Origin of the sequence: Neoalteromonas arenosi (genome assembly GCF_030362855.1) — a bacterium.
GTDB classification, from domain to species: Bacteria; Pseudomonadota; Gammaproteobacteria; order Enterobacterales; family Alteromonadaceae; genus Alteromonas_E; species Alteromonas_E arenosi.
On record NZ_JAUCBP010000001.1, the window covers coordinates 344,230 to 369,108 of the forward strand.

Here is a 24,879-nt window from a genome sequence, read left to right on the forward strand (position 1 = left end):
TCAACACAAAAATCTGAATGCTTGTTTCATACTTGCACAAATAAGACAATCAATTATACTGTATATCCGTACAGTATAATTTTGTGTTTATGTCAGCGTTAATCACTCATTTAAAAAACAAGCAATTGGTGTGGCAAGCGTCGCAGCAGGCACAAACCGCTGCTGCCAAAATCGCCACAGGTGTCGCAGAGCTTGATCAGGCACTCAATGGCGGCTTCCCCAAACAGGGCGTTGTGCGCATTAATAGCGTCATGGGCATTGGCGAGTTAAAACTGTGCATGCCGATTATTCAACAGCGCCAGCAAGACAAACGACAGTTGTTTGTTATGGCACCACCGGTACAAATCAATGCCGAAATGCTAATTGCCCATGACATTGCTATCGAGCAAGTATTCTTTGTTGCTAACGATGACAAGGCCAACCAATTATGGGCCTGTGAGCAATGCTTAAAAAGCGGCTTGTGTCACACCGTATTGCTGTGGCAATCCAAGCTGTCATTAACCCAAGCTAAGCGCTTGCAAGTGGCCGCCGAGCAAGGCGATTGCTTATTGCTGCTATTTGAATATAACAGCGTAGCGCAACCGCTGCCGATTAGCTTGTCGATGAACCTCAGCCGCGAGCAAGACGTCTTACACATCAATATTGCTAAGCAGCGCGGCGGCTGGCCGGTCAGTGATCTGACCGTTAAGCACACGCTCAACAGCATTCGTCAACGTTATCAAACCGTCGCACAGCCCCATACTAAAAATAATATCGTTGCGTTACATGCCCAGCGGTAGTTGTTATGCAGGGGTTGTGGGTTTACGTACGCTTTAAGGCGTTACAACTAGGCACTATTGTCGACAGTGATGGCATTGCGGCGCAGCATACCGCAAATCCTATTGCGATTTATGATGCACTGAATAATCAGCTGTGTCAGCTCAATCCGGCAGCACTTAATCAAGGCTTAAAAATAGGCATGGGTCTGGCTGCCGCAAGCGCATTATGTGCCGAGCTCACCATCATCGAATACGATGCAGACAAAGAAAGTCAGCAGCTTCTGGCCATTGTCCAACAGCTCTATGGCGTAACCGCTGATATCAGTTTGGACAAACCCGATGGCTTGTACTTGCGCATCGACAATATGCTGCGCTTATACGCTGATATCGATAGTTATTGGCACACAGTTCAAACCTTACTCAGTGAGTTTCACTACGACTACGCCAGTGCCTACTCAATCTCTGCCGCCAAGGTTTTAGCCCGAGCGCGATATAACCGCATCAGTTTAGAGCAGCGCAATTGGCAACAAGCACTGCGCCGTTGCCGCCTCTCTCACAGTGCGCTCACAGAGAAACAAGTGACAGCCCTACAGCGCGTCGGTATTAGCTCGTTTGACGACTTATTTACCCAGCCTCTCAGTGCCATTGCCGCTCGATTTGACGGCCCAATGCTGCGTTATTTGAGTGAGCTTAAAGGCGAGCGTTTTGAGCAGCTAACCTTGTATCGACCTGCGCAGCAGTTTATTCGCTATTCAGAACTGCTGTACGAAATTACCTTGGCCGAGCGATTACTCAAGCCGCTGGAGCACTTGCTGCAAATGCTCGAACGCTACTTGATCCAGCGCGCCTTAGTCGCCTTTGATTTAACCGTTGAGCTGCACCTACGCGATAAACAGCAACAGCAGTGGCAGCTGCACAGTGCACAAGGCGAAAACCGCACGCAAGCCTGGCTCACCATCGCTGGTGTTAGCGTTGAACGCCTAACGTTAGAAGCGCCGGTACAAGGGCTCACTCTTAAAGCTCAGCAACTGTCGCATGTAGTCGCTGCTAACGATGACTTATTTGCGGGCAAGCAAACGCAAATGACCACACTGCAGCTGATTTCACGCTTACAGGCAAAGATGGGTAAGCAAGGCGTGTATCAACTGCAAATGGCGCATGATCACCGCCCAGAACAGCTTAACCAAGTAGTGTATCCGGCCGACGGGCAATGGTCAGCTAGCCAAAAAGCGCCGCCAGTCTTTAGTGACAGACCTTCACTGCTGCTCAAAGAGCCTATTCCATTAACCCAAGCCAGTAAGGTGTTAACGCCGCCAGAGCGAATAATCGCCGGCTGGTGGAGTGATTCCCCCTGCGAGCGCGACTACTTTATTGCCCAAAATGACGAGGGGCAGTACTTGTGGGTGTTTCGCGATCACCACAATCAGTGGTATATCCACGGGTATTTCGCCTGATGTATGCCGAGCTGTTTTGCCAAAGTAACTTTTCTTTTCTACACGGTGCCTCGCATCCTGAGGAGCTTATCGCCCGCGCCGATTTTTTAGGTTACTCCGCATTGGCAATTACCGATGAATGTTCAGTGGCAGGAGTGGTACGCGCCTACACCGAACAGCAACACAAACAACTGGGTATCAAGCTGATTGTCGGCAGCTATTTTCGCCTTAATGACCATTTTCAATGTGTACTCTTGAGCCCGAATCAAGACGCCTACAGCGAGCTTTGCCGGATTATAACAAACGCGCGCAGACGTGCCGACAAAGGTCAGTACGAGCTGGATGAATGGGACTTAAAAAGCATTAAGCACTGCCTGTTTATCTGGCTCCCCGAGGTTGATACCGAACAGCACGAGCACTGGGCTCAGTGGCTGCTTAAGCACCATCCGGCCAGAACCTGGATTGGCGCCCAGCGCTTACTGATAGCCAATGAAGATACGCATATTCAGCAGCTGCAGCAATTAGCTGAAACCTTTAATCTACCGATTTGTGCCTGTACCGGTGCACTGATGCATGAAACCGAGCGATTGCCGTTACAACATGTACTCACCGCCACCCGCTTGGGTACTTCGGTTAAACAGCTTGGCCGGCAAGCTTTAAGTAATGCTGAGCGCAGCTTGCGCTCCCTCGACAAGCTACAAAAACTTTATCCCGCCGAATGGCTAGCCGAAAGCACCAATATCGCTAAGCGTTGTAGCTTTTGTATGTCGACCTTGCGCTATCAGTATCCGCATGAGCTCATCCCGAATGGCTTTGATGCCCAGATGTATTTGCGTTTGTGCGTTGAGCGCGGCATTAAGAAACGCTTCCCCCAGGGGTTGAGCGATGACATTCGCGCCATCATCGAAAAAGAGCTGCGCCTGATCGCCGAGCAGCGCTATGAGTATTTTTTCTTAACCATTTTCGACATTGTGCAGTTTGCCAAACAGCAACAGATCCTCTACCAAGGACGCGGCTCGGCAGCCAACTCCGTGGTGTGTTACTGCTTGGAAATTACCGCGGTCGATCCGCGTCAAATCAGTGTGCTATTCGAGCGTTTTATTTCCAAAGAGCGCAACGAACCACCCGATATCGACGTTGATTTTGAGCATGAGCGACGCGAAGAGATCATCCAGTATATTTATCGCAAGTACGGCCGCGAGCGCACGGCACTGGCCGCCACAGTGGTGTGCTATCGGTTTAAAAGCGCCCTGCGGGAAGTCGGTAAAGCCTTGGGGCTGAATCGCTCGCAGCTGGACTTTTTTATTGCCAATGTGAATCGCCGCGACCGCAATGTCAGCTGGCAATCGCAGCTGCATGAGTTGGGCTTAGACGGCGACAGCGCAATCAGTCAGCAGCTGGTAACTCTGGTTAATCAACTGATGGGCTTTCCGCGGCACTTATCTCAACACGTGGGCGGCTTTGTGATCTCATCAGGGCCCTTGTACGAGCTAGTGCCGGTAGAAAATGCCAGTATGCCTGAGCGCACGGTTATTCAATGGGATAAGGATGATTTAGAGAGTTTAGGGCTACTCAAAGTCGATGTACTTGCACTGGGTATGCTGACCGCTATTCGCAAGAGCTTTGATATGCTCAAACGCAACTACGGTCAAACCACCAGCATCGCAGACATTACCCGTTGGGGCGATGATCCGCAGGTCTATCAGATGGTGCAAAAAGCCGATACCGTGGGTGTATTCCAAATTGAATCGCGCGCACAAATGTCGATGCTGCCGCGCTTAAAACCCAGCTGTTATTACGACTTGGTGGTGCAAATCGCCATTGTCCGCCCTGGTCCTATTCAAGGTGATATGGTGCATCCGTATTTGCGCCGCAGGGATGGCAAAGAATCGATTGAATACCCGTCTGAAGAAGTTAAAGCGGTACTGAGCCGAACCATGGGCGTACCGATTTTTCAGGAGCAGGTGATTCAACTGGCAATGGTAGCGGCTGGCTTTACCGGTGGTGAAGCTGATCAACTGCGCCGTGCTATGGCCAGTTGGAAGAAGAACGGTAAGCTGCTGCAATTTCGCCAGAAGTTGATCAGCGGTATGCGCAAAAAGGGCTATGAAGAAGCCTTTGCTGAGCGCTTATTCGAACAGATTTGCGGCTTTGGTGAATACGGCTTTCCGGAATCCCATTCGGCCTCATTTGCCGTGCTGGCCTATGTGTCGTCATGGCTGAAGTACTACTACCCAGAAGCCTTTTACGCCAGCTTGTTAAATAGCTTGCCCATGGGTTTCTATAGCGCTTCACAGCTGGTACAAGACGCCAAACGCCACGGTATTCACGTGCTTCCCGTATGTATTAATCACTCCCAATACGACCACTTTCTGGTAGCGCATAACGGTGGCTTTGCCATGCAATTGGGGCTGCGGCTAGTTAAAGGTTTATCGCATGATACGGCGAATCGTTTATTGCAACTGCGCCCACCCGAAGGCTTTAGCAGCATTGCGCAGATCCGCAACCTCAAAGTGAATCAACAGGAGCTACAAGCACTGGCCAGTGCTAATGCCTTTGCGCAACTAGCGGGCAATCGCTTTCAAGCGCGCTGGCAAATTATGGAAACGGTGTCGCAATTACCGCTACTGCAAGACCAACAAGATCCGCATCAGCTGAGTTTAGTGCCCAACGACGTAGATAACTTACTGGAAGATTATCAATCAACCGGGCTTTCACTGGCCAGCCATCCGATCGAGTTACTCCTCAAAGCGAATAAGCTACCACGCTTTACGCTAACCAAAGATCTAGTCAACAAGCCACATAAGTCAGTGGTTACGGTGATCGGTTGTGTCACTGGCCGACAAGCCCCCGGCACGGCATCAGGGGTAACTTTTATTACCTTGGAAGACCCAACTGGTAACGCCAATGTGATTGTCTGGCAAGCCTCGGCGCGCGCACAAAAGCAAGCGTATTTAAAATCCACGGTGTTACAAGTGAATGGTATTTTAGAACGCGGCGATGGTGATGTTATTCACATTATCGCCGGGCGTTTGACGGATCTAAGCCACCTGCTCAGTGAGCTAGATGTTAAAGCGCGGCATTTTCATTAAGCGCAAGACAGCTATATTTTAATGCTTGGCGTCATCCATCAAGGCATCAATGGTTTTAATCCAACCTTCGTTGAAGTTATCGATAAACCACTGAACACATGGCATGGTGCTGGCGTGTTTTTCTATCTTGGCAGAAAGATTTTTTAGTGCATCAGCAAAGTCGCTATTTTTGGCTTTTTCGACTTCTTCTCGGCACTTGTACCAAGCGGCCAAGTCATCGGCCGCTTTGATAATGGCTTTGTCTGCATCGGGTACGTCTTTTTGGATAATAAACGCTGAGAACACATCTTTAAGTGGCTCCGGTAAAGAATTTGCACACATACGCTCAATCTCATCCTCAAAAGCTTTAATCTCTTTAGTGATCGCTGGCGTCGCGTATTTGACCGGTGAGGCTAAATCGCCACTCACACCCTCGGCACACTCGTGATAGAGGCCCAACAACGCGACCCGCTCACAATTGTGCTCTGCGCCAAATAAGCGATTATCAGTTTCTGCCAGTAAATGGGCGATAACCGATACATTCAAGCAATGGGAGTGCAGATCGATGTCGGTTTGCACGAGGTTATCGTTCCTATTCCAGCGCTTGATAAAACGTTGACGATAGATCCAAGCGAGAAAGTTGCTTTTGCTCATTGATGTTTTGCTCGAATGTTAGAAAGATTGAATAAACCATTAAGGGAACATCTAAAGGGTAAACCAAACACGATTAACTAAAAAGTGGGAAGTGGCACTGGCAGTGCTAAAACGAGTTATACGTGGATATCACTCAGTCCTTTGTACTTGCCGTATCGACTTTCCCATCTCCCGGATCTTGCGGGTGACGCGGGGCAATACCAAACCGGAGTAGTACATTGTGGAAGCAACTGACATTGGTGATGTGGAGCACGTGGGTATAGCCCTTTTGCATGCTTAAGAAATTTTGGTGGGCATTGATATCGATTTTCGACAACAGTGCCAAGCGCTTCTTGGTCATCGGCGTTTCGGGCCTGCTGCAGGTAATGGCACACAGGTGGGTAACGCAGGCCTCAGCGGTACCTTTGAGTACATGCTCAGTGATCAATTTACGCGTTTTACCGTGTAAAAATTCATCCAGCTCGATATACACAATTTTCTTATCTTTGTGTTTAACGGCATGTACAACATAAGCATTTTGCTCGGCGGTTTTCAGTAAGTTATCTAATACGCCCGAACGCGGTTTACTCGCGTCTTTATCCGCTAAAAATCCATGTAAAAGAACTTGCGTACCCATATTTTCAAATGGGTATAAATCGTAACTACCAGGCCGATTGTAAACGGTTTTTAAACGGTCGATAGTAAAGCGATTATTGGTTATGAGTACCGCATCACAAGGCAGATTGCGAATACATAGCTCCCATAAAAAGCGGAAGCGATTTTTTTGTCGCGTACTTAAATCACGCGTTTTGAAATACTCAACGTTGTCACTAAATACCCGATTGAGCTTCTCTGCATCTGCGGCCTTATTTTCCTCTGGAAGCTTGAGGTGTAAAGAACCACTTTCTTTGTCAAAGTACACGACTTGGTATTTTTGCCCCGATAACATAAGCGCCTCAACCGAGACCTTTACCGTTTTTTCAATCTGTGCATCTTGTGGTTTTGAAACCGTAACCTTTAAGCCATGGGTGGAAATATCGTTGAGCGTTGCGGGATAGCCGGAGAAAAAACCGGTCTTTACCTGTGCATCCATCTCTACCGCAAACCGTGGCTCACTGCGCCGGTCAGACTCGTTTTCTAAAATCGGAATGGGCGGTTGCTCAGGTGCTTGCTTAATAATGGGGCGCGGAAATGGTCGAAAGGGCTCGGGCTCAGCGATGGTCAAGTTTTCAGCCCAATTAGACACATTCTTACAGAATAGAATATGTGTCACGCGTTCCAGTAAGGGGTAATCATTTGGGATAATATCGTGAATATCGTAGGCCGTTTGCTTATGCATTTCGTCGATGGCAAACAACCGACACTGGATAACCTTGAGCTGATCAGACTCAGTCGCCAACTGCACAAACTGTTTGAGAAGCTTTAACTTAGCAAGCTCCCGATGAGTAGACGCAACTGGCGTTACACTCTCTTTGCCTTTTAAATTACCGGTTAACAGGAAGGTTTCCTGATGCGTCTCTAGCTCTTTAACGAGACGCTTAAACCCGTCTCCGCCGGGTAGATCGTCAGCAGCACTAAAACCGTCATTGTAAGCTTGGTTGGTTGTTAGGCGAAGTTCTAAATCAGCCGTAACGGCATAGTCGGTGTTAGTAATAAATACTGGGATCCACGGCGAGTGGTTGAGGATCCTATCGCGCTCGAGATCTTGCAGAACCCGTTCGATTTCTAAATCGCGCTGCAAGGGGAATTGATGCACCACATTTTGAATATACTTTTGCCAAGCCGCTTTTACTTTGCGCGACACACTATCAGCAAAGGTTAAACGGCTCTCAAAGGCCAGCGACACTTTGTTAAAAACGCTTTCGTGGTAGATAAATCGAATGGTTACACTGTTGTTCGAAAATCCGCTGACTGGCGGTAATACAAAGGCAAAGGTCTCGGGCTCGCCCTCAATAACCGGAGCGCGTTTGGTTTCGATGATCATGCCCTTGTAATTCATCGACGTAACCGGGCACTTTTTGCCTTTATCAAATTCCGCACATGTCACCACAAAATTAGGGTGGATGGCTAAATCGTCGGCAAAATCCAAATCGTTGAATGATTGCGACTCGACTGAAAAGGCTTCTGCGATTTTTTCTTGCTGTTCTTGCTTAATAAGAGACTGGTAATGCTCTGAGTTCATCACCGACTCATAAACACCTACCGTGTAGCGGTCGAGAAAGCGACCAGTTTCACGCTCGAGGATCTCTTTACCCACTTTATCCAAGCGCATATCAATGCCGAAATGCTTGAACTTCATCACTGGGAAACGTGCAAATTCTGAATTGTCGGCGCTAGCATCGGTAAGCGCGGTTAAGCGAATAACTTCATTTTTGATAATTGTGCGGACACGACTGGATAACTTACCAGAGAACTTATTGAGGCTCTCCAACAGCCTGTTTTGCTGCTGCATCGGGATAAGCTTATCAATTAGCGGTTTGTATTTTTTAATGACGAGTGATTCGTCACTAATTTTAGTGTTTTTGTCCGTCATAACGCCGCGAGTAAATGGGTTATTCTTATTATTTTTATTTGCGGTTACTTTGGTTCTACCAGAAGGAAAAATTGATTGCAATTTAAACAATTGATTAATTTGCGCTAAATAATAGCCAGATTAATAAAGATCTTCGTTGAATAGACGCTTTTCCGCGCAAAAATGGTTTAGGATAAAGGCGAACCAAGTTATGTGGGCCAACCAGAAGCGTTGTGTTCCCATATAACTCATAACACAAAACAACAGGTTAACGACAACATGAAACAACCAGTTAAAATGGGACTGGCAGCAGTTGCTGTGGTAACCACGCTAAGCGCGTGCCAACCACAAACGGCTGAATTGCCAGCGACTGATGCAACAGATTCTGCAGAAACCACCGCAATGACAACAATCAATGTAACCTATCCTACAACGGCAAAAGGCGATGTAGTGGATACCTACTTCGGCGTTGATGTCGCTGATCCTTACCGTTGGTTAGAAGACGACCGCAGCGCCGAAACAGAGGCTTGGGTTGTTGCACAAAACCAAGTGACTCAGGGTTATTTAGCTAATATTCCTTATCGCGATCAGATCGCTGAAGTAGTAAAAAACCTGATCAATTACGAGCGAGTCACTGCGCCTTTCCAAGAAGGGGAATACACCTACTTTTATAAAAACGATGGTTTACAAAACCAGAGTGTTGTTTACCGTCAAAAAGGTGATGGTGAGCCTGAAGTATTTATCGATCCAAACAAATTCAGTGAAGACGGCACAGTATCATTGGCAGCACTAACCTTCTCTGAAGATGGCTCACTGGCGGCATATCAAACGTCAACTGGCGGCAGTGACTGGCGCGAAGTTTATGTCATGAATACCGAAACCAAAGAGCTAATTGCAGACAAACTCGACAATGTAAAATTCAGTGGTTTGGCGTGGTACAAAAACGAAGGTTTTTACTACTCAAGCTATGACAAGCCTGAAGGCTCTGAGCTAAGTGAAAAGACGGATCAGCACAAAGTTTACTATCACAAAATTGGTACCAGCCAAGCCGACGACATACAAATCTTCGGTCACACCGAAGCTGAGAAGCATCGCTACGTTTGGGCCGGCGTAAGTGAAGACAATCGCTTTCTATTTATCAATGCCGCTAATTCTACATCGGGCAACCGCATGTATATGCGCGATCTCACCAGCGAGAATACTGATTGGGTAACGGTTAAAGAAGACATTACGTCAGATGTTTACGCCCTGACTACCGATGGCGACCGCTTAATACTGGTCACTAACGAAGGTGCGCCCAATACCAAGATTGTTGTAGCCGACGCAGCAAATCCAAGTGTTGAGAACTGGCGTGACCTGATCCCTGAAACAGAAAATGTACTAACGCCGAGCACAGCTGGTGGTAATATTTTTGCTGAGTATATGGTTGATGCTATCTCGCAGGTCAAGCAGTACGATTTAAAAGGCGAGCTGATCCGCACTGTAGAGCTTCCGGGCATTGGTTCTGCCGGGACATTCTCGGGCAAAGAAAACGATACCAAAACATACTTCACTTTTACTAACTACAGCACGCCTACCACTATCTACAGCTTCGATATTGAGTCAGGCGCCACTGACGTATTTAACCGTCCAGCGACGGCTTTTGACGGCGAACAGTTTGTCTCTAAGCAAGTGTTTTACACCTCAAAAGACGGTACTAAAGTGCCGATGATTATCACACACCACAAAGACACCGAGCTAAACGGTAAGAACCCAACTATGTTGTACGGCTACGGTGGTTTCAACGTCAGTTTAACGCCCCGTTATAGCTCTACAGTTGCTGCATGGCTCGAACTCGGTGGTGTTTATGCGGTACCGAATATCCGCGGTGGCGGTGAATACGGTAAAGCGTGGCATCAAGCGGGTACTCAATTGCAAAAACAAAATGTGTTTGATGACTTTATTGCTGCAGGTGAGTACTTAATCGAGAACAACTATACCAGCAGTGATTATCTTGCTATACGCGGTGGTTCAAATGGCGGCTTATTAGTCGGCGCTGTGATGACCCAACGCCCTGATTTAGCGAGCGTTGCATTACCGGCAGTAGGCGTACTCGACATGCTGCGCTATCACACCTTTACTGCAGGTGCTGGCTGGGCGTACGACTACGGTACGTCTGAGCAAAGCGAAGAGATGTTCCAATACTTGCTGGGATACTCACCGGTGCACAATGTGAAAGCTGGCGTTGAATATCCAGCAACGATGGTAACCACAGCCGATCACGATGATCGCGTAGTTCCAGCGCACTCATTTAAGTTTGCTGCCGTACTCCAAGAGCACCAAACAGGCAGCAACCCAACCTTAATCCGAATTGAAACGGATGCCGGTCACGGTGCAGGCACGCCGGTTAGCAAAACGATTGAACAGTATGCTGACATTTATGGCTTTACCCTGTTTAATATGGGTATCACCGAACTTTAAGGCGCCCCTCGACGCACCTTAAGGGTCATGGTAAGAAAAAGCGCGCCAGCCGCTGGTTAGGCGCGTTTTTTATGCACGGTACTCTCTGTTCAGTAATAAAGACACCTGCATCTGTAACATTAGGCAAAGTCTTTTTTTACTGCTAACTTTAATTAACGACGCGAAACCAAAGAACGATTACATGGGCAAAGTAATAGGCATTCTGCTATTTATTTTTAGCTTGGCCAATGCGGTTGCAAAAGAGCAAGTCTCTATAGCTGACGATTCAGGCAGTACGCACACGCCAGTCGAAATCACCTTAGCAGCACTGGAGTTTCCGCCACTGGCATACACGCAAGCGGGCTCGTCTGAATGTATCGGTTACGCCATAGAGCTTGCCCGTTTGATCGTTGAAAAATACGGCCATACACTGAATGCTATATGCGCTCCCGCGATTCGTGTTTATCGCCTAGTGCAAGCTGGCGAAATAGATATGACAATCAATATTAAATCGACTGAGCTTTTACATGACTACGTCGATTTTATTGAGCCAGAGTTTGGTAATTTAGAGTTGATCTTCCTCAGCCATGAGCAAGAGGGCTTTGAAAATTTAATCAGTGCAATTCGCGGTTTTGATTATCACGGTTATCGGCAAAAATTCGAAGCCGAAGATTACGTATTTCAAGATACGCCAGGCAGCATTGATGCAATAAAAATGTTCGTCCGCTCTCGCACACGTCACCTTATCACCTACAAAGCACCGTTTAAGTTCTATCTCGAGCAAAATGGGTTTGAACTACCGCCAACCGTTAAGATAGAAAACTTAATGGAGTTGCAAACGTACTTTGCCGTCTCAAGAGCGTCTAAACACAACGCATTGATTAAAGAAATACTGCAAAAGCACGTTGAAGCGACTCATCTTAAATCTTTCTCGGAGTTGCTACCCTTTTATTGATAATGGATCGATTATTGCTCTGCCTACAACAAAGTATAAATAGGTAAGACTTATGAGTACGCAAAACCCTGCCACAGATCCGGTGGTAATGCGCTTTGTTAATGCCATGCCAGAGCAGATAGCCAATAGCCTGACTTTGGAGCAATTAGTTGGCATTCAGCATGCGTTAACGCGACGTGATGCGAATAAACACACTGTTGATGTACGGCTTACGTTAAAGCTACCCTTTGTGCCCTCAAGCTTTTATCTGGTGCTACTTGGCGGCAAAAACCGTCGGCAGATATCAGAGCGTGAGCGATGGTTTGCTGGCCTATTACTACTGCTGCTCATAACCGGTGTCATCACCTTCGTGATCTTTGTTGGAATTATAGCGCTGTATCTTCTCAAATCGGCACTAGGCATTGACTTATTTCCAGATAGTTCGACTGGGATCTGGGATTGGTTCAATCCATCGTAGTCTTTGCATTTTGCAAAATAACAGTCTCAACTTGCGAATCCATAATTACTGATTTCTATTAGCCATTGTTTTTAAAGTGATTTTTTATTGGCATACCCTTTGCCCAACATCATTACTGATTGGAGAAGGTGATGTATAAACAATCAAATACAATGATGACAACAGCGCATAAAAGAACAGAGTCGAGTATTGTGCCTACATTACTGCTTGTAGATGACGAACCGGATATTTTGGCTGCTCTGCAACGCTGCTTACGCAAAGAGCCGTTTACAATATTAACGGCTGCTAATGGTGTGGAGGCTAAAGCCTGTTTGCAATCGGAAACAGTCCATATATTGATGACAGACTTGCGGATGCCGGGCATGGACGGCGAATCCTTACTTGAATACGTTGCTGAGGCACATCCGTCGGTATACAGAATAGTGCTTACCGGCTATGCCGAACTCGCGTCAGTTAAGCGCGCGGTCAACAATGGCCATATTCAATGCTATTTAGAAAAGCCTTGGGAAAACGCCACAGTTGTCAGTGCATTAGATCAGGCGCGGTTTGAAGTTGAAAATAAACAATCTGAACGTCGCTACATTCAAAAGGTTACATCGGCGCAGAAAAAGCTTACCGTTCGAAATAGCGCGTTAGAAAAAGCTGTTGTTGCCCGTACCAAGCAATTGCGTGCAACGCTTAAACAAGTGCAAAACGAAAAATTAGCAGCCACGCAGATGCTGTTTAACATGTTGACGATTTGCCCGCACTTAGATCCACAATTCGCACTGAACGTCAGTGATCTGTGTGTAAAAATTGCACGTTGCATGCAGTTACCACAGGAAGATATCGACACCCTTGAGCTATCGGGTAAGTTTTGTGAAATAGGTCTAATTGGGGTTGATCACGCGTTGTTACGTACACCCATTAACAAGCTCAATTTTCATCAACAGCAATTGTATTTTGGCCAAGTGGAAAAAGCCGAACAACTGCTAGCTCCGGTCAGTCACTTAGAAGGTGTACTCGACACCATTACCCAGCAGTTTGAGCAACCCAATGGCTACGGCTCACCGATGCATTTGTCTGCAGACCAGATTGTTGTTACCGCGTCAATATTGGCGGTTGCGCGTGATGTTTGGTTACTGGCCTCAGGTCGGTTAACCGGTAGCAAAGTATCTGAGACCGCGATACGTTCGCACTTGGAACATCACAGTGGTAAAAAGTATGCTGAACAGGTGGTTGAAGCAGCACTGCAGCTGAATAAGTTATCGCGGGAATATGTACTGCAAGCCAGCACTCCGGTATCAGCCCTTACACCGGGTATGACGCTAAGCGAAAACCTGTACTCGTCAGCTTTTTTGCTGATTTTCCCCAAAGGCCACGTACTCACTGAGCGTTCGATCAAGCGGTTGTTAGCCATTGAATCCAATAGCGGTGAATTGCTAAATATCCATGTAGCGGACGCCGGGTCAGAATAACGATTGCCGAGAAAGAAGTAGCGTCAACTGTTGTAGGGGAATTTTACTATGAAGGTAGTACCAACACCGATTTCCGAGTAAGCATCCATTTCGCCGCCGTGTGCCTCGATGATCGCAAATGAGATTGAAAGACCAAGCCCTGTGCCTTGCCCCACCGGTTTTGTGGTGTAGAACGGTGTAAAAATCTGCTTCTTAGTTTCGTCGTCAAATCCCATACCGGTGTCAGTTACGTGAATTTCAATATATCCATCATTCAGATTGCTGGTTATGTTCAATTCACCGCCATCTGGCATAGCTTGCGCTGCGTTAACGAACAAATTTACAAACACTTGTTGTAGCTGGCCATAAGTGCCTTGAACAAACGGCAGATCTTGCGGCAACTGATTTTTAACTTCGTGCTGATACTTAAACTGATTCCATACTACCTTGAGTGATACATCGATAACTTCATTTAAACTCACCGACTCAAAGTTTTCTTCACCGGCATGCGAGAAATTCTTTAAGGCTTGGACAATTTCCGTAACGCGATTAATACCTTGTAAGTTAGTTTCAATAATCTTTGGAGCGTCCATACAGATGAAAGCTAAATCACTCTCATGGAGGGCCTTAGCGACCACCTCGGTGGCTACCGTACCGGATGACAAACACTGCGACAAAGTACTTTCCAATACCGCTAAATCGTCAACGTACTCTTTTAATGCCTGTAAGTTAGAGCGCACAAACCCTAAAGGGTTATTGATTTCATGGGCAACGCCCGCAGCTAGTTGTCCTAGCGATGCCATTTTTTCGTTTTGAACAAGCTGTTGTTGGGTGTTTTTTAAACTCTGTAATGCAACTTCTAGGTCGGCGGCGTGCTGTTGCAACGCAGTATCGTTAATACGTCGCCGAACACCGGTAAGCAACTGACCGCGCGCGGTATCCAGTACGAATAAACGCTCCTCCTGGAGTAAATTATTGTCACCCGCCAGAACAATAGTCGTTGCGGAATCATCAGCGGTAGGGATGGTTATCAATGCACAAGCTGACAATGCCAACTTCTCGAAAGTGGGGTCTTCCAGCGGGGTTACAACCCATTGTTCAACTAAATCAGCGGTGTCACTGACGATTGGCTTTAATGCTTCTACTACGGCTTGCTGATGCGTCCAACCCTGGCCTTTAACCCATAATCGATGCGGCTCCTGAAAATCATAATCTCCATTCTGACTAGCAACAGAAAAAGCTACATCCACTTGAGTAAACTCCACCAGCTCTTGCAATATTTGCGATAACAGCTGTTGCAGCGAATCCTGATTCACTACAAGTAGTGATGTATCGTGCAAAAACTCAAGCTCTTCTGTTTTCTTTTGCGCTTCTTCCAAAGACTGCTTTAGTAAGCTGTTAGCTTTGAAAATATCCCAAGAAAAATCCTCCAGCTGCTTTTCAGCAGCTAAACGGGCTTTTTTCTCTCGCTCGAGCTTGCGTTCGAGCATGGCGATTTTTTTTTCCAAATCGCTGGGGCTGTCTGTCATAGTTTTACAATTTCAAAAAGGCAGGAATCGTCTTTTTCTTGTGTTGATTCAGTTAGCGTAATTTCAACCGGCTGCTGTAAATGCTCGGCTAACGACAAAATCAGACCTTCGCAAAAGTAGTGCAGCTTGCGCGGAGATACGTAACGCATGCGCAGTGTTGTATCGGTCTCTTCGATAAACTCAAACGTTGGCAACAACGCATCGATATAGATTTTCTGTACTTCTACGTGGATAACATCTTGTACTGCACGCAAAAAGCCAAACACATCGGTGTAGCCGGTCATATCATGGGGCGAAATAGCCATTAGCTGTGCGAAGATCCAGCGGCCAAACAAACGCTGCGCCTCAATTGGGTCGAGCGCCTTTTGTTTGCACAGCTCAACAAAGATGGTAAAAAACTCATCGTCATCGTATAACAGCCCGCTGGTGTAGGCACCACCACTTGCCAACTCCACTTCGGTGAGCACAGCGTCCCACGCATATTCGTCAAATGTGGCTTCGACAAACTCTTCTAATTTCAAAAAAATGATGCCTTTCATAGCGTTAACCTTTCGCAAGCGTTATATTCAATAGTAATGTAAAAACTTCAAAGCTCAACCAAACATCGCGTTGGAAAAAATCGAGCTGCAGATGATAGGGTGCAGATGCATGTCGAATGCCAAAATTTTGTTAGTCGATGATGAGCAAGATATTCTAGATGCGTTGCAACGTGCATTGCGCAAACAGAGCTTCGATGTATCGACGGCGATTAGCGGTTTTAAAGCACTCGAATTTCTCAAAGACAATGCCGTTGACATAGTTGTATCTGACCTCAGCATGCCCGGCATGACAGGCATCGACTTATTTGCCCAAATCTCAGAGCTGTATCCTGAAACTGTGCGTTTAATGCTGACGGCCCACAGTGACCTAGATCATGTTTTAGAGGCCATCAATACCGGCCGCGTATGGGGTTATTTGCAAAAGCCGTGGGATAATCAAAACCTTATCGTCATCTTAAATCAAGCACTGAAAGCCAGAGATACTGCTACTGAAAACGCAATTTTGCGCAAAACACTGATGCGGTATCAGAAAGATAGAAAACCGAGTTTTGAAGGCTTTATTGGTGATTCTGTGGTTATGCAATTTGTGTATTCAGCCATAGAAAAGGCAGCCCCAAGCAGTGCATCCGTATTTATCACCGGCCCAAGCGGGGCGGGTAAGGAAGTTGCCGCCGAAGCATTACATCGATTGAGTAAACGCAGAAACAAGCCATTTATGGCTATCAACTGCGCAGCAATTCCCAGTGAGTTAATGGAATCCGAAATCTTTGGTCATCTGAAAGGTGCGTTCTCCGGCGCAACCAGCAATCGCGATGGCTTGGCCACTCTGGCCAATGAAGGTACTTTATTCCTCGATGAGCTGGGTGAGATGGATATTCTATTGCAGGCTAAACTCTTGCGTTTCATTCAAACGGGTGAGTTCTCTCGTGTTGGCTCAAACAAAGTCGAGAAATCCAATATTCGCTTTATTGCCGCCACTAACCGCGATCCACTGCAAGCCATCGCCGATAAGCAGTTACGCGAAGACTTATTTTATCGCCTCAATGTGATTGGGATTGACTTGCCAGCACTTAAGTACCGAGATGACGATGTATTGCAATTAGCCATCGCTTTTTTAAACGAGTTTTGCGAAGAAGAAGACAAGTTAATTGCCGGCTTCAGCCAGGAAGCCCAAGTCTTGCTGTCCAATTACGATTGGCCGGGCAATATTCGCCAGTTGCGAAACCTAGTGCACAGCTGCGTGATCATGACTGACGGGCCATTGATTGAAGAAGATGTGGTGAAACAACAGTTAAAGATAGATCGACCAGTACTTCCGGCGACTACCGCAAGCGCCAAACCAACAGTCATGGCCCATACTACAAGCCCACAAGCTTCCTCTAATGGTGAGATCATCCCTTTAGCGATAATCGAGCGTCAAGCAATCGAAAATGCCATCGCGCAATGTGAGGAAAATGTGGTACAAGCCGCTAGCGCATTGGGTGTGAGCCCGTCTACCTTGTACCGCAAAATTCAGCAGTGGCAAGATTAAGCATATTGAAAATGCATTGCAAAATGCGAAACACGAATCCGCTTAAAAAAATAAACCCGTAAATTCAACAACTTAAAGTTGGCCTAGTTCTTGTAGTTGTTCTCGTAGTAATGGTTTTATAACTGTAGAGAACGATAAATGGGCGTTGCACAAAAAGTACTTTCAACACTTTCATCGCGTTTGGTTGCCAATGCCTCTTGGTCAATCGGTGCTGAGGTTTGTGCAAAGTTTATTCGTATATTTTCATTGTTCGCGCTAGCGTGGATACTGCCCATGGATCAGTATGGGTTGGCGATGCTCGCGTTGGCATTACAAGATGTGGTGCGGTTGTTGATGCGCTGCGGCGCGGGAGCGCAAGTAGTGCAATGCTCCAACGATAGCTATCCTTCGACATTGTACAACGGCGTCGCGTTGCAATGGATATTGTGTATCGCGCTCACGGCAGGGCAAGTGGGTTTAGGCTGGCTTGCTGCGGCGTTTTACGAGCAACAACAATTATTCACCATTCTTGCCTGGTCTGCACCGGTTCTACTGGCTTTCCCTATCGTTTGCGCGCGCGTATTTAGTGCTACCCGTAACAATAACTTGCGCCTTATCAGTATTGCTACGGCTATTGGATTGTCTTTAGAAAATCTCAGTATCGCCATCAGCGCCTATTGGGGTGCTGGTATATACGCGATTGTCATCGGTAAATATGTATTCGCAATGGTATGGATCATCTACTTCTTGCGTTTACCGTCACCTGTACTAGTCGGTGAGTTCGACCTCACTAAGGTCAAATCTATGTTTGTTTCTTCGGGCAAGCTCGCCTGCAGTGAAGCCCTGCGCGCGGTAAAAATCCATTTAGATCTTTTTGTCGCAGGTAAGTTTATGACGCCGGATATGGTGGGTGTTTACAGCGTAGCCCGCAATGCTAGTTTTGGCATCAGCCAGTCGTTTTTATTGGCCTTCGAACAAGCCCTGTACCCATACTTGTGCAAGCTCCGTCGCGATAACGCCGTGCAGTCATTAGTCAAATTGCTCTCAGTAATTGGTCTTATCATTACTGCCGGTTTAGCGCTTCAATCGCTACTGGTGCCGTACTATTTACCATTGCTGTTTGGCGACAAATGGCAACTGGCAACTACTGCTGCAGCGTATTTGTGTATTGCCATGATCCCTGCAGTTGCGGTTGACTTGTGTTGTACAGCATTGCGTTCAAAAGCCGCATTTAGTTTTGAGTCTTGGCTACGCGCCGTCTTTATTATCACTTTTATTGTTGGCCTGATTAGCACTTCAGCCACGTCAGCCAATGCGTTTGCTCTGGTTGTTGTGTCGTGCAATGTTGCTGGCGTCTTGGTGGTTGTTACCACTTTGCTTGGCGGGCAATACATCACTAATCAATTACTTCAGAAGGAAAATGCCCATGAGTAATTCATCTCCCGTAGTAAGTGTTGTCATCCCGATGTACAACGTTGCTAAGTACATCCGTGAATCTTTAAATTCAGTATTAGTGCAGACATTTAGAGATTTTGAAGTAATTTGTGTCGACGATGGCTGCAGTGACGAAACCGTGGCTATTGTAAAACGCTACAGTGATCCGAGGATTAAGATAGTACAGCAAGCCAACCGTGGTCTTTCCGGCGCGCGAAACACTGGCATTGCGGCTGCCACGGGTCGCTTTGTCGCACTTCTCGATGCCGATGATCGCTGGCACTCAGAAAAACTGCAGCGCCATGTCGCGCATCTTTTGCAACGACCTCATGTCGGTGTTAGCTACTCACCATCGCTGTTTATGGACGATGACAGCAATGACTTAAACATCGGTCAGTTTCCTAAACTTACCAATATCAGTAAGAAGCACGTGTTTTGCCGTAACCCCATTGGCAATGGCTCAGCGCCTGTGATCCGCAAATCGGTTTTTGAGCAAGTGGCATATTGGCAAGACGGTCGTAAAATGTATTTTGATGAATCACTGCGCCAATCCGAAGACATTGAATGTTGGACACGTATCTGCTTACAAACCAATGCTCAGTTCGAGGGCATTGCCCAGCCGCTAACCTATTACAGAGTGAATGCTGGTGGACTGTCAGCGAATTTAGACAAGCAACTCGAAAGCTGGAAAAACGCCATGCGCAAGTTGCGCAGTCAACATACCCGCTTCTTTGCCGCCTACTATCGCTTAGCTTTAGCCTATCAACACCGCTACTTAACCCGGCGGGCGATTCAATCGGGCAATCGCAGTGCCGCACTTAAGCATTTAGCCCGCGCAATCAAATGTGACGGTAGAATATTTATCGAAGAGCCGCTGCGTTCAATCAATACTATGGTTTGTACACTATTGAGTATGCTTCCGCGAGGCTTGTACAAAGCGATAGAAAAAGTCGGTATGAATCTAAACGCAGCATTGCGATAACAGTAGAGAACGTGGCGGACGGTTAAATACCGCCACCTTGCTCCCATGCGTATAGACCGTCGACTTCCCATAATTTAGCTTGCTGCTTGCTAACTACAGAACGCTTTTGCTCTACCCATAAATTGAAGCCACCGGCCATTGACCAAACTTGAGATAACCCCATAGCGTTCAGTGATTTGGCCGCTAACGCCGAGCGAGCCCCCGAACGACAGTAGAGATAAATCGACTTACTCGCGAGTGTTTGTAATGGGTTATCGCTGTGCTTTACGCTTTTGTGATCGGTAATTTCCATCTCTAGAACGCCACGCGGGATATGAACTGCACCTGCAATCATACCCAGAGTCACTTCCTCGGTTTCACGAATATCAATCACAATAGCCTCAGGGTTTTCGGCTAATTCGCGTGCGACATCATCACAGGCACACTGTTTGATTTCGTGTTTTACTAAACCCACTAACTCTCTGCCATTAAGTAATTTCATCGGCTTTACCTCAGCATAATAATCTGGCTAACTGAATGGGCTAATATGCCCAAAGCAACAAGTAAAATGATCCATGCAAATCCCTTTTTAAGCAGGCTTTGCGGTAGTTTTTGTGCAAACGCTTGACCGAACATACTACCTACAATTCCGATAAGCGCGAAGGTTACGAGCACTGACCAATCAATACTGTGAATTAACGGTTGGTTGGTATACCAATGGTTAGCAAGACCGGCGAACGCGTTGAAAAAAATGATCGTTAAGCTGGTATTTACCGCCTGCTGCATAGGTATTCTGATTAGCGTAACCAATGCCGGAACAATTAAGAAACCGCCGCCAACACCGACTAAACCAGTTACTACGCCTAATCCTATTCCGGTAAGCACCAAGCGCAATTTCCCCGCCTTATCACCCGGATCAGTCGACTTAGTACTTTTCAGCATTCGCCAGCTCGCCAGCAACATGATAAGTGCCAAGATAATAAATTGGGTGTGTCCTGAAAGGTAGTTAGAGCCACCCGCAGCTAGGGCGCTCCCCAACATGCCAGTGACTGACATCCATATCGCTGCGCGGAAATTGATTTTGCCTTTTCGGCTATTGATCAAAACGGTACTTAAGCTGATTGCTGCGACAATAAATAACGCACCGACAATCGCTTGTTTCTCGCTAAAGCCAACGCCATACGCTAATACTGGCACTGTAAGTATCGACCCACCTGCGCCAAGCAGCCCTAAACTCAGACCTATAATTAATGCACTGATGAAAACAGTCAGCAAAATGTTGTACTCACATTTGAATATCTTATATTTATAATATACGATATATAAATAAATGCTAGAGGTAAAATAATGATTTCGATACATGCATTTTTTCATCAAGCTAGTTCTACTATCAGTTATGTGGTGTACGAACAGGCAAGCAAACAGGCGATGATCATTGACAGTGCGCTTGATTATTCAGCACATACTGGCAAGTTGTGGACTGAGTTTGCTGATCAGCAAATTGCTTTCATTGCCAATAACAACCTCCACGTTGAATGGATCTTAGAAACACATGCACATGCCGATCACATCTCAGCAGCGTATTATTTAAAATCGAAACTCGGCGGCAGAATTGGTGCTGGAGCAGGGGTTGTGGAAGTACAAAAGACATTTATTGAATTCTTTGACCTCGACTGTGCAAACATCACCAGGGAAAGCCAACCTTTCGACCATTTGTTTGTCGATAATGAAACCTTTAGCTTGGGAAATAGTGAAGTTAGCGTAATTGCTACGCCAGGCCATACAAATGACAGTGTTACCTATCTTATTGAAGGAAATGCATTTGTAGGTGACACCTTGTTTATGCCAGATGGTGGTACCGCCCGCTGTGATTTTCCGGGTGGCAGTGCAGAGGTGCTATTCGCTAGTATTGAGCGCTTACACCGGCTACCAGAGCAAACTGTGCTGTGGATGTGCCATGATTATCAGCCCGAGGGCCGCGAACTTAAATACAATTGCACTGTTGCACAGAGCAAAGCCGATAACATTCATGTTGGGCGAGGTAACAGTCGCGATGACTTTGTTAAACTGCGTGAATCACGCGACGAAAACCTTGATATTCCGAGGCTCTTGTATCCGTCAGTACAACTGAACATAGCCGCCGGAAAACTACCGCCAAAAGCGGCAAACGGTAAACGTTTTATCAAACAACCCATAGCCTTTATTTAAAGCTACGAATACGGAGTAGATTGCTAATGACAGATTTTATTGAGCCACTCATTGGTGGCGTAATTTTGGGGGTGTCGTCGCTACTTTTGTTAGTAGCAAACGGCAGAATTGCGGGCATTTCCGGAATTGTCAGTAATTTGCTTAAGTTACAACCCGGCAATGCTTGGCGTTGGATGTTTGTTATCGGGCTTATTCTTGGGCCTGTGGTGTTGCAAACCACTAGCTATAACTTACCCAATATCAACTCTAGCTGGTGGATGCTCATTGCCGGTGGACTGCTGGTGGGTTTTGGCAGTGTGTTCGGCTCAGGCTGTACGAGTGGTCATGGTATCTGCGGCATTGGTCGACTATCACCTCGGTCGATTACGTCGGTCGTTATATTTATGGCTACTGCAGCCATTACCGTATTCGTTACTCGACATCTTCTAGGAGCAGCTTAATGAACCTCATCATCGCTTTAATTGCCGGTATTGGATTTGGTATCGGTCTGACCATTTCGGGAATGGTTGAACCGCTTATCGTGTTGGCATTTTTGGATGTAGCAGGCGCATGGGATCCAAGTTTAGCCTTCGTAATGTGCGGCGCGTTGGCGGTATTTATTCCCGGTTATCTGTTGAGCAAAACCAAGATGTCGAAGCCTATTTTTGCCGCTAGCTTCTCATTGCCAACACGCAGTGATATCGACAAGCCTTTGCTGATTGGCGCAGTAATATTTGGTCTTGGCTGGGGTATTTCAGGCATATGCCCCGGGCCGGCGATCGCCAACCTCAGCGGCATGGATGAAAAAATATTTGGTTTTATTATTGCAATGTTAGTTGGCATGATAGCGGCCAATAAAGTGAAAACCACCTAAGCTGAAGTAAGACCCTAAATGCAAGATTTTGCCAAAATGGAAGCCAACGCCCAGGAAGCGATTAATTTATTAAAAGCGCTGGGCAACCGTTACCGACTAATGACGTTATGCGTGCTTCAAGATGGCGAAATGAGCGTATCTCAGCTCAATGAAGTTATTCCTATTCCACAATCATCGCTGTCTCAGCACTTGGCCTGGTTGCGTAAGGAAAAATATGTCGCTACCAGGCGCGAGGCGCAAACTATCTACTACTCACTGAACAGCCACGAAGTCACTGAAGTGATTGCGGTTCTCTACAAGCTATTTTGCGAAGATAAATAGCATAAAAAACGACAGGCGAAGAAGGGTTTAACCCGTGTGTTAAACCCTATATGAATAGAAATTGTTGACCTATGAAAAAGCCTTAATTTTTCTGCGAAGGTTCAATAGCGCTAGCGCTGAAAGAGAGAAAAACACTAACATGCCAGGCTCACTCACACTTTGTCGCACCGTACTCAGTTGAAAGTTGCCAAAATATTCATTGTCATTAGTCCCTGCAGTCTCGCGTATTTCTACACGGTCAAATAGGGTATTCGAATATACGCCAACGAAGGTTAAAACCGAATCAGAAAATAAAGGGTTAAATGAAAACGAACCAACAAGCGCATTACCGCTAAAGATAGAAAAACTGAAAACCGAATCAACACATGAGCTTACATTACAACCATTCGGCAATGAGCTTGAACGCGGATCGGTAACATCAAAGCCAAAGGCATACGCACCACCAGCAATATCTACATTAAAGTTCTCAACACCGGATAAGGCTAACTCATTTTGTAGAAGATTGGTGAAGTTGCCAAAAAAAACGCTTGCCGAGGGACCACTCGTAAAGGTCAAAGAGCCCGCGACGCTGCCGTTGCCACCGCTTGATGGGGTCGACACAAAAGTGACAACATTATCATTTTGAAAAGACGAGGCATCTGTGTAAATGATAATTGCGTTGGCTAGTCCGCTGACTGATAAAGACGCGACTAGCATTAAGCCTTGAAGGAATTTAATTGTTGATAGTTTCATACTGCGATTTTCTTTTTACTGCAAGATTAAGCGATTTAAAGCACAAATCGAGCCATACAGTTTTAATCAATAAAAACAATTAGTTAATAAAGATGTTTACAACTTGAAACCGGAGGTTGTAAAGATAGCTGACAGTATTCATGCCAGCCATCATACCGCTATGCAGCCATTCTGTTGTTTGCTTTAAATGGATAAAACAGTACACAGCCTAGGGTCAACAAAATTTTGTGCTTCGGCTTGAGCCAGCAACGTTTGTCTTTCAATAAATTCCACGCCGCTGACACGTTGCCATTGCGCAAATTGCGCTGAGCTAAATGACAAATGTGTGCGGCACAAAAGCGCATGCGTTCAATGCGTTGTTTAGTATCTACACTCGGTTGCTGTTCTAGACGCGCCATTATCCGTTGACTGAAAGGCAGCTCCTGCGCGGGTAAATGGTTTACACAAGCGCGATTTGTGGCATCCGTATGGTATAGATAATTGATACTAGGTGAGTAAGCAACGTGATAGTTTTCAGCCAGCCGGCACATTAAATCTTGATCTTCACCCATAGTTTCACCTACAGGAAAACCGCCTACGCTATCAATAGAGGATTTTCTTACCACCATACTGCAAAGGTGAAATGGCAAATCACCGCGACTCGCTAAATCGTAAAAACTGCTCATAAGTCCGCCTTCAGGCGGCACGTCAAATGGCGCAAATTTTACATCGCGAAAATAATTTTCGCCCACAACCATTTGATAACGGCTGGCGAAAACGCCGGCAATTGGAAAACGCTCGGCTAACTCCATCATTTGTTCAAGAAACATGGGCATCCATTCATCATCAGCATCAATAAATGCAATGAAGTCCCCAGTAGCTGCCTCAATCCCCGTATTACGAGCAACTGACACTCCAGCGTTAGTTTGCGAAATGAGATGCAAATTAGGAATATTGGCTTCTGCGACAATCTGTGCACCATCATCTGTAGAGCCATCGTCAACAACTATGATTTCATGAGCAGAAAGCGTTTGTTTGGCTACGCTTTCTAGGGTACGCATCACGTGTTGGGCTTTGTTGTAAAGCGGAATTACGACAGATATTTTATTGCTTTTCATA

22 protein-coding genes are annotated in these 24,879 nt (G+C 46.4%); 14 read left to right on the forward strand and 8 right to left on the reverse strand.

All coding sequences use genetic code 11. The annotated features are described in order from the left end of the window. Positions 1-89 precede the first annotated feature (89 nt). Genes imuA through QTP81_RS01575 form a run of 3 tightly spaced genes read left to right on the forward strand, consistent with a single transcriptional unit; the run spans position 90 to position 5,283 of the window. Positions 90-779 carry a translesion DNA synthesis-associated protein ImuA gene (gene imuA / locus QTP81_RS01565; protein ID WP_289363218.1) on the forward strand — a complete coding sequence of 230 codons (690 nt, stop codon included), beginning with the start codon at positions 90-92 and terminating at the stop codon, positions 777-779. Between the two features lie 5 nt (positions 780-784). After that, positions 785-2,212, forward strand: coding sequence for a Y-family DNA polymerase (locus tag QTP81_RS01570; RefSeq protein ID WP_289363219.1), 1,428 nt, complete (start codon positions 785-787; stop codon positions 2,210-2,212). Then, positions 2,212-5,283, forward strand: a complete 3,072-nt coding sequence (locus QTP81_RS01575) for an error-prone DNA polymerase (protein ID WP_289363381.1) — start codon at positions 2,212-2,214, stop codon at positions 5,281-5,283. The genes QTP81_RS01570 and QTP81_RS01575 overlap by 1 nt, the downstream gene beginning before the upstream one ends. 18 nt (positions 5,284-5,301) lie before the next feature. Here the strand turns inward: QTP81_RS01575 and yfbR are convergent, their stop codons facing one another. Further along, positions 5,302-5,916 (reverse strand): 5'-deoxynucleotidase, encoded by a 615-nt coding sequence (yfbR, locus tag QTP81_RS01580; RefSeq protein WP_289363220.1) that lies wholly within the window; start codon positions 5,914-5,916, stop codon positions 5,302-5,304. A gap of 133 nt (positions 5,917-6,049) precedes the next feature. Further along, a complete protein-coding gene (locus QTP81_RS01585; RefSeq protein WP_289363221.1) occupies positions 6,050-8,428 on the reverse strand; it encodes a PilZ domain-containing protein in 2,379 nt (792 codons plus the stop codon). A gap of 258 nt (positions 8,429-8,686) precedes the next feature. Here QTP81_RS01585 and QTP81_RS01590 point away from each other — a divergent pair, with 258 nt between their 5' ends. The 4 genes from QTP81_RS01590 to QTP81_RS01605 all read left to right on the forward strand — a co-directional run bounded on the left by QTP81_RS01590 (position 8,687) and on the right by QTP81_RS01605 (position 13,715). Further along, on the forward strand, positions 8,687-10,867 hold the full coding sequence (locus QTP81_RS01590) for a prolyl oligopeptidase family serine peptidase (RefSeq protein WP_434532959.1): 2,181 nt from the start codon (positions 8,687-8,689) through the stop codon (positions 10,865-10,867). A gap of 181 nt (positions 10,868-11,048) precedes the next feature. Next, positions 11,049-11,801, forward strand: a complete 753-nt coding sequence (locus tag QTP81_RS01595; protein WP_289363223.1) for a type 2 periplasmic-binding domain-containing protein — start codon at positions 11,049-11,051, stop codon at positions 11,799-11,801. A 52-nt stretch (positions 11,802-11,853) separates the two neighbouring features. After that, positions 11,854-12,258 (forward strand): hypothetical protein, encoded by a 405-nt coding sequence (locus QTP81_RS01600; RefSeq protein ID WP_289363225.1) that lies wholly within the window; start codon positions 11,854-11,856, stop codon positions 12,256-12,258. A 131-nt stretch (positions 12,259-12,389) separates the two neighbouring features. Then, entirely contained in the window at positions 12,390-13,715 is a 1,326-nt protein-coding gene (locus tag QTP81_RS01605) for a response regulator (RefSeq protein WP_289363226.1), read from the forward strand. Positions 13,716-13,738: 23 nt separating this feature from the next. On the opposite strand, the gene QTP81_RS01610 is transcribed toward QTP81_RS01605, so the two are convergent. Both QTP81_RS01610 and QTP81_RS01615 read right to left on the reverse strand, forming a co-directional pair. Continuing rightward, positions 13,739-15,223, reverse strand: a complete 1,485-nt coding sequence (locus tag QTP81_RS01610; protein ID WP_289363227.1) for an ATP-binding protein — start codon at positions 15,221-15,223, stop codon at positions 13,739-13,741. Further along, positions 15,220-15,762, reverse strand: coding sequence for a heme NO-binding domain-containing protein (locus tag QTP81_RS01615; RefSeq protein ID WP_289363229.1), 543 nt, complete (start codon positions 15,760-15,762; stop codon positions 15,220-15,222). The genes QTP81_RS01610 and QTP81_RS01615 overlap by 4 nt, the downstream gene beginning before the upstream one ends. Positions 15,763-15,871: 109 nt before the next feature. Between QTP81_RS01615 and QTP81_RS01620 the strand changes: the two genes are divergently transcribed. The 3 genes from QTP81_RS01620 to QTP81_RS01630 all read left to right on the forward strand — a co-directional run bounded on the left by QTP81_RS01620 (position 15,872) and on the right by QTP81_RS01630 (position 19,688). Beyond that, the gene (locus QTP81_RS01620; RefSeq protein WP_289363232.1) at positions 15,872-17,293 is read left to right on the forward strand and encodes a sigma-54-dependent transcriptional regulator; all 1,422 of its coding nucleotides are present in this window, start codon (positions 15,872-15,874) and stop codon (positions 17,291-17,293) included. Positions 17,294-17,431: 138 nt separating this feature from the next. After that, positions 17,432-18,706, forward strand: a complete 1,275-nt coding sequence (locus QTP81_RS01625) for an oligosaccharide flippase family protein (protein ID WP_289363233.1) — start codon at positions 17,432-17,434, stop codon at positions 18,704-18,706. Beyond that, a complete protein-coding gene (locus tag QTP81_RS01630; protein ID WP_289363234.1) occupies positions 18,699-19,688 on the forward strand; it encodes a glycosyltransferase family 2 protein in 990 nt (329 codons plus the stop codon). The genes QTP81_RS01625 and QTP81_RS01630 overlap by 8 nt, the downstream gene beginning before the upstream one ends. 22 nt (positions 19,689-19,710) lie before the next feature. On the opposite strand, the gene QTP81_RS01635 is transcribed toward QTP81_RS01630, so the two are convergent. Further along, on the reverse strand, positions 19,711-20,169 hold the full coding sequence (locus QTP81_RS01635; RefSeq protein WP_289363235.1) for a rhodanese-like domain-containing protein: 459 nt from the start codon (positions 20,167-20,169) through the stop codon (positions 19,711-19,713). Positions 20,170-20,174: 5 nt separating this feature from the next. Next, complete coding sequence (locus tag QTP81_RS01640; protein WP_353059710.1) at positions 20,175-21,041, reverse strand: sulfite exporter TauE/SafE family protein; 867 nt, start codon at positions 21,039-21,041, stop codon at positions 20,175-20,177. On the opposite strand from QTP81_RS01640, the gene QTP81_RS01645 reads away from it, so the two are divergent. From QTP81_RS01645 to QTP81_RS01660, 4 genes are read left to right on the forward strand one after another with little or no spacing between them, the layout of a single operon-like run. Continuing rightward, positions 21,015-21,875, forward strand: coding sequence for an MBL fold metallo-hydrolase (locus QTP81_RS01645; RefSeq protein ID WP_289363238.1), 861 nt, complete (start codon positions 21,015-21,017; stop codon positions 21,873-21,875). The genes QTP81_RS01640 and QTP81_RS01645 overlap by 27 nt on opposite strands. 26 nt (positions 21,876-21,901) lie before the next feature. Continuing rightward, on the forward strand, positions 21,902-22,315 hold the full coding sequence (locus QTP81_RS01650) for a YeeE/YedE family protein (protein ID WP_289363239.1): 414 nt from the start codon (positions 21,902-21,904) through the stop codon (positions 22,313-22,315). Further along, a complete protein-coding gene (locus QTP81_RS01655) occupies positions 22,315-22,728 on the forward strand; it encodes a DUF6691 family protein (protein WP_289363240.1) in 414 nt (137 codons plus the stop codon). Before QTP81_RS01650 ends, QTP81_RS01655 begins: the two co-directional genes overlap by 1 nt. An 18-nt stretch (positions 22,729-22,746) precedes the next feature. Continuing rightward, positions 22,747-23,049 (forward strand): ArsR/SmtB family transcription factor, encoded by a 303-nt coding sequence (locus tag QTP81_RS01660; RefSeq protein WP_289363242.1) that lies wholly within the window; start codon positions 22,747-22,749, stop codon positions 23,047-23,049. A gap of 69 nt (positions 23,050-23,118) precedes the next feature. Here the strand turns inward: QTP81_RS01660 and QTP81_RS01665 are convergent, their stop codons facing one another. Further along, the gene (locus QTP81_RS01665; protein WP_289363244.1) at positions 23,119-23,781 is read right to left on the reverse strand and encodes a hypothetical protein; all 663 of its coding nucleotides are present in this window, start codon (positions 23,779-23,781) and stop codon (positions 23,119-23,121) included. Between the two features lie 158 nt (positions 23,782-23,939). Further along, positions 23,940-24,878: a glycosyltransferase family 2 protein gene (locus QTP81_RS01670; protein ID WP_289363245.1), complete on the reverse strand. Its 939-nt coding sequence runs from the start codon at positions 24,876-24,878 to the stop codon at positions 23,940-23,942. Between the last annotated feature and the right edge of the window lies 1 nt (position 24,879).

Bases quoted from the DNA above. Each gene is read 5' to 3' on its own strand.
- imuA (WP_289363218.1), top strand. From the start codon at position 90: ATGTCAGCGTTAATCACTCATTTAAAAAACAAGCAATTGGTGTGGCAA.
- QTP81_RS01570 (WP_289363219.1), top strand. From the start codon at position 785: ATGCAGGGGTTGTGGGTTTACGTACGCTTTAAGGCGTTACAACTAGGC.
- QTP81_RS01575 (WP_289363381.1), top strand. From the start codon at position 2,212: ATGTATGCCGAGCTGTTTTGCCAAAGTAACTTTTCTTTTCTACACGGT.
- yfbR (WP_289363220.1), bottom strand. From the start codon at position 5,916: ATGAGCAAAAGCAACTTTCTCGCTTGGATCTATCGTCAACGTTTTATC.
- QTP81_RS01585 (WP_289363221.1), bottom strand. From the start codon at position 8,428: ATGACGGACAAAAACACTAAAATTAGTGACGAATCACTCGTCATTAAA.
- QTP81_RS01590 (WP_434532959.1), top strand. From the start codon at position 8,687: ATGAAACAACCAGTTAAAATGGGACTGGCAGCAGTTGCTGTGGTAACC.
- QTP81_RS01595 (WP_289363223.1), top strand. From the start codon at position 11,049: ATGGGCAAAGTAATAGGCATTCTGCTATTTATTTTTAGCTTGGCCAAT.
- QTP81_RS01600 (WP_289363225.1), top strand. From the start codon at position 11,854: ATGAGTACGCAAAACCCTGCCACAGATCCGGTGGTAATGCGCTTTGTT.
- QTP81_RS01605 (WP_289363226.1), top strand. From the start codon at position 12,390: ATGTATAAACAATCAAATACAATGATGACAACAGCGCATAAAAGAACA.
- QTP81_RS01610 (WP_289363227.1), bottom strand. From the start codon at position 15,223: ATGACAGACAGCCCCAGCGATTTGGAAAAAAAAATCGCCATGCTCGAA.
- QTP81_RS01615 (WP_289363229.1), bottom strand. From the start codon at position 15,762: ATGAAAGGCATCATTTTTTTGAAATTAGAAGAGTTTGTCGAAGCCACA.
- QTP81_RS01620 (WP_289363232.1), top strand. From the start codon at position 15,872: ATGTCGAATGCCAAAATTTTGTTAGTCGATGATGAGCAAGATATTCTA.
- QTP81_RS01625 (WP_289363233.1), top strand. From the start codon at position 17,432: ATGGGCGTTGCACAAAAAGTACTTTCAACACTTTCATCGCGTTTGGTT.
- QTP81_RS01630 (WP_289363234.1), top strand. From the start codon at position 18,699: ATGAGTAATTCATCTCCCGTAGTAAGTGTTGTCATCCCGATGTACAAC.
- QTP81_RS01635 (WP_289363235.1), bottom strand. From the start codon at position 20,169: ATGAAATTACTTAATGGCAGAGAGTTAGTGGGTTTAGTAAAACACGAA.
- QTP81_RS01645 (WP_289363238.1), top strand. From the start codon at position 21,015: ATGATTTCGATACATGCATTTTTTCATCAAGCTAGTTCTACTATCAGT.
- QTP81_RS01640 (WP_353059710.1), bottom strand. From the start codon at position 21,041: ATGAAAAAATGCATGTATCGAAATCATTATTTTACCTCTAGCATTTAT.
- QTP81_RS01650 (WP_289363239.1), top strand. From the start codon at position 21,902: ATGACAGATTTTATTGAGCCACTCATTGGTGGCGTAATTTTGGGGGTG.
- QTP81_RS01655 (WP_289363240.1), top strand. From the start codon at position 22,315: ATGAACCTCATCATCGCTTTAATTGCCGGTATTGGATTTGGTATCGGT.
- QTP81_RS01660 (WP_289363242.1), top strand. From the start codon at position 22,747: ATGCAAGATTTTGCCAAAATGGAAGCCAACGCCCAGGAAGCGATTAAT.
- QTP81_RS01665 (WP_289363244.1), bottom strand. From the start codon at position 23,781: ATGAAACTATCAACAATTAAATTCCTTCAAGGCTTAATGCTAGTCGCG.
- QTP81_RS01670 (WP_289363245.1), bottom strand. From the start codon at position 24,878: ATGAAAAGCAATAAAATATCTGTCGTAATTCCGCTTTACAACAAAGCC.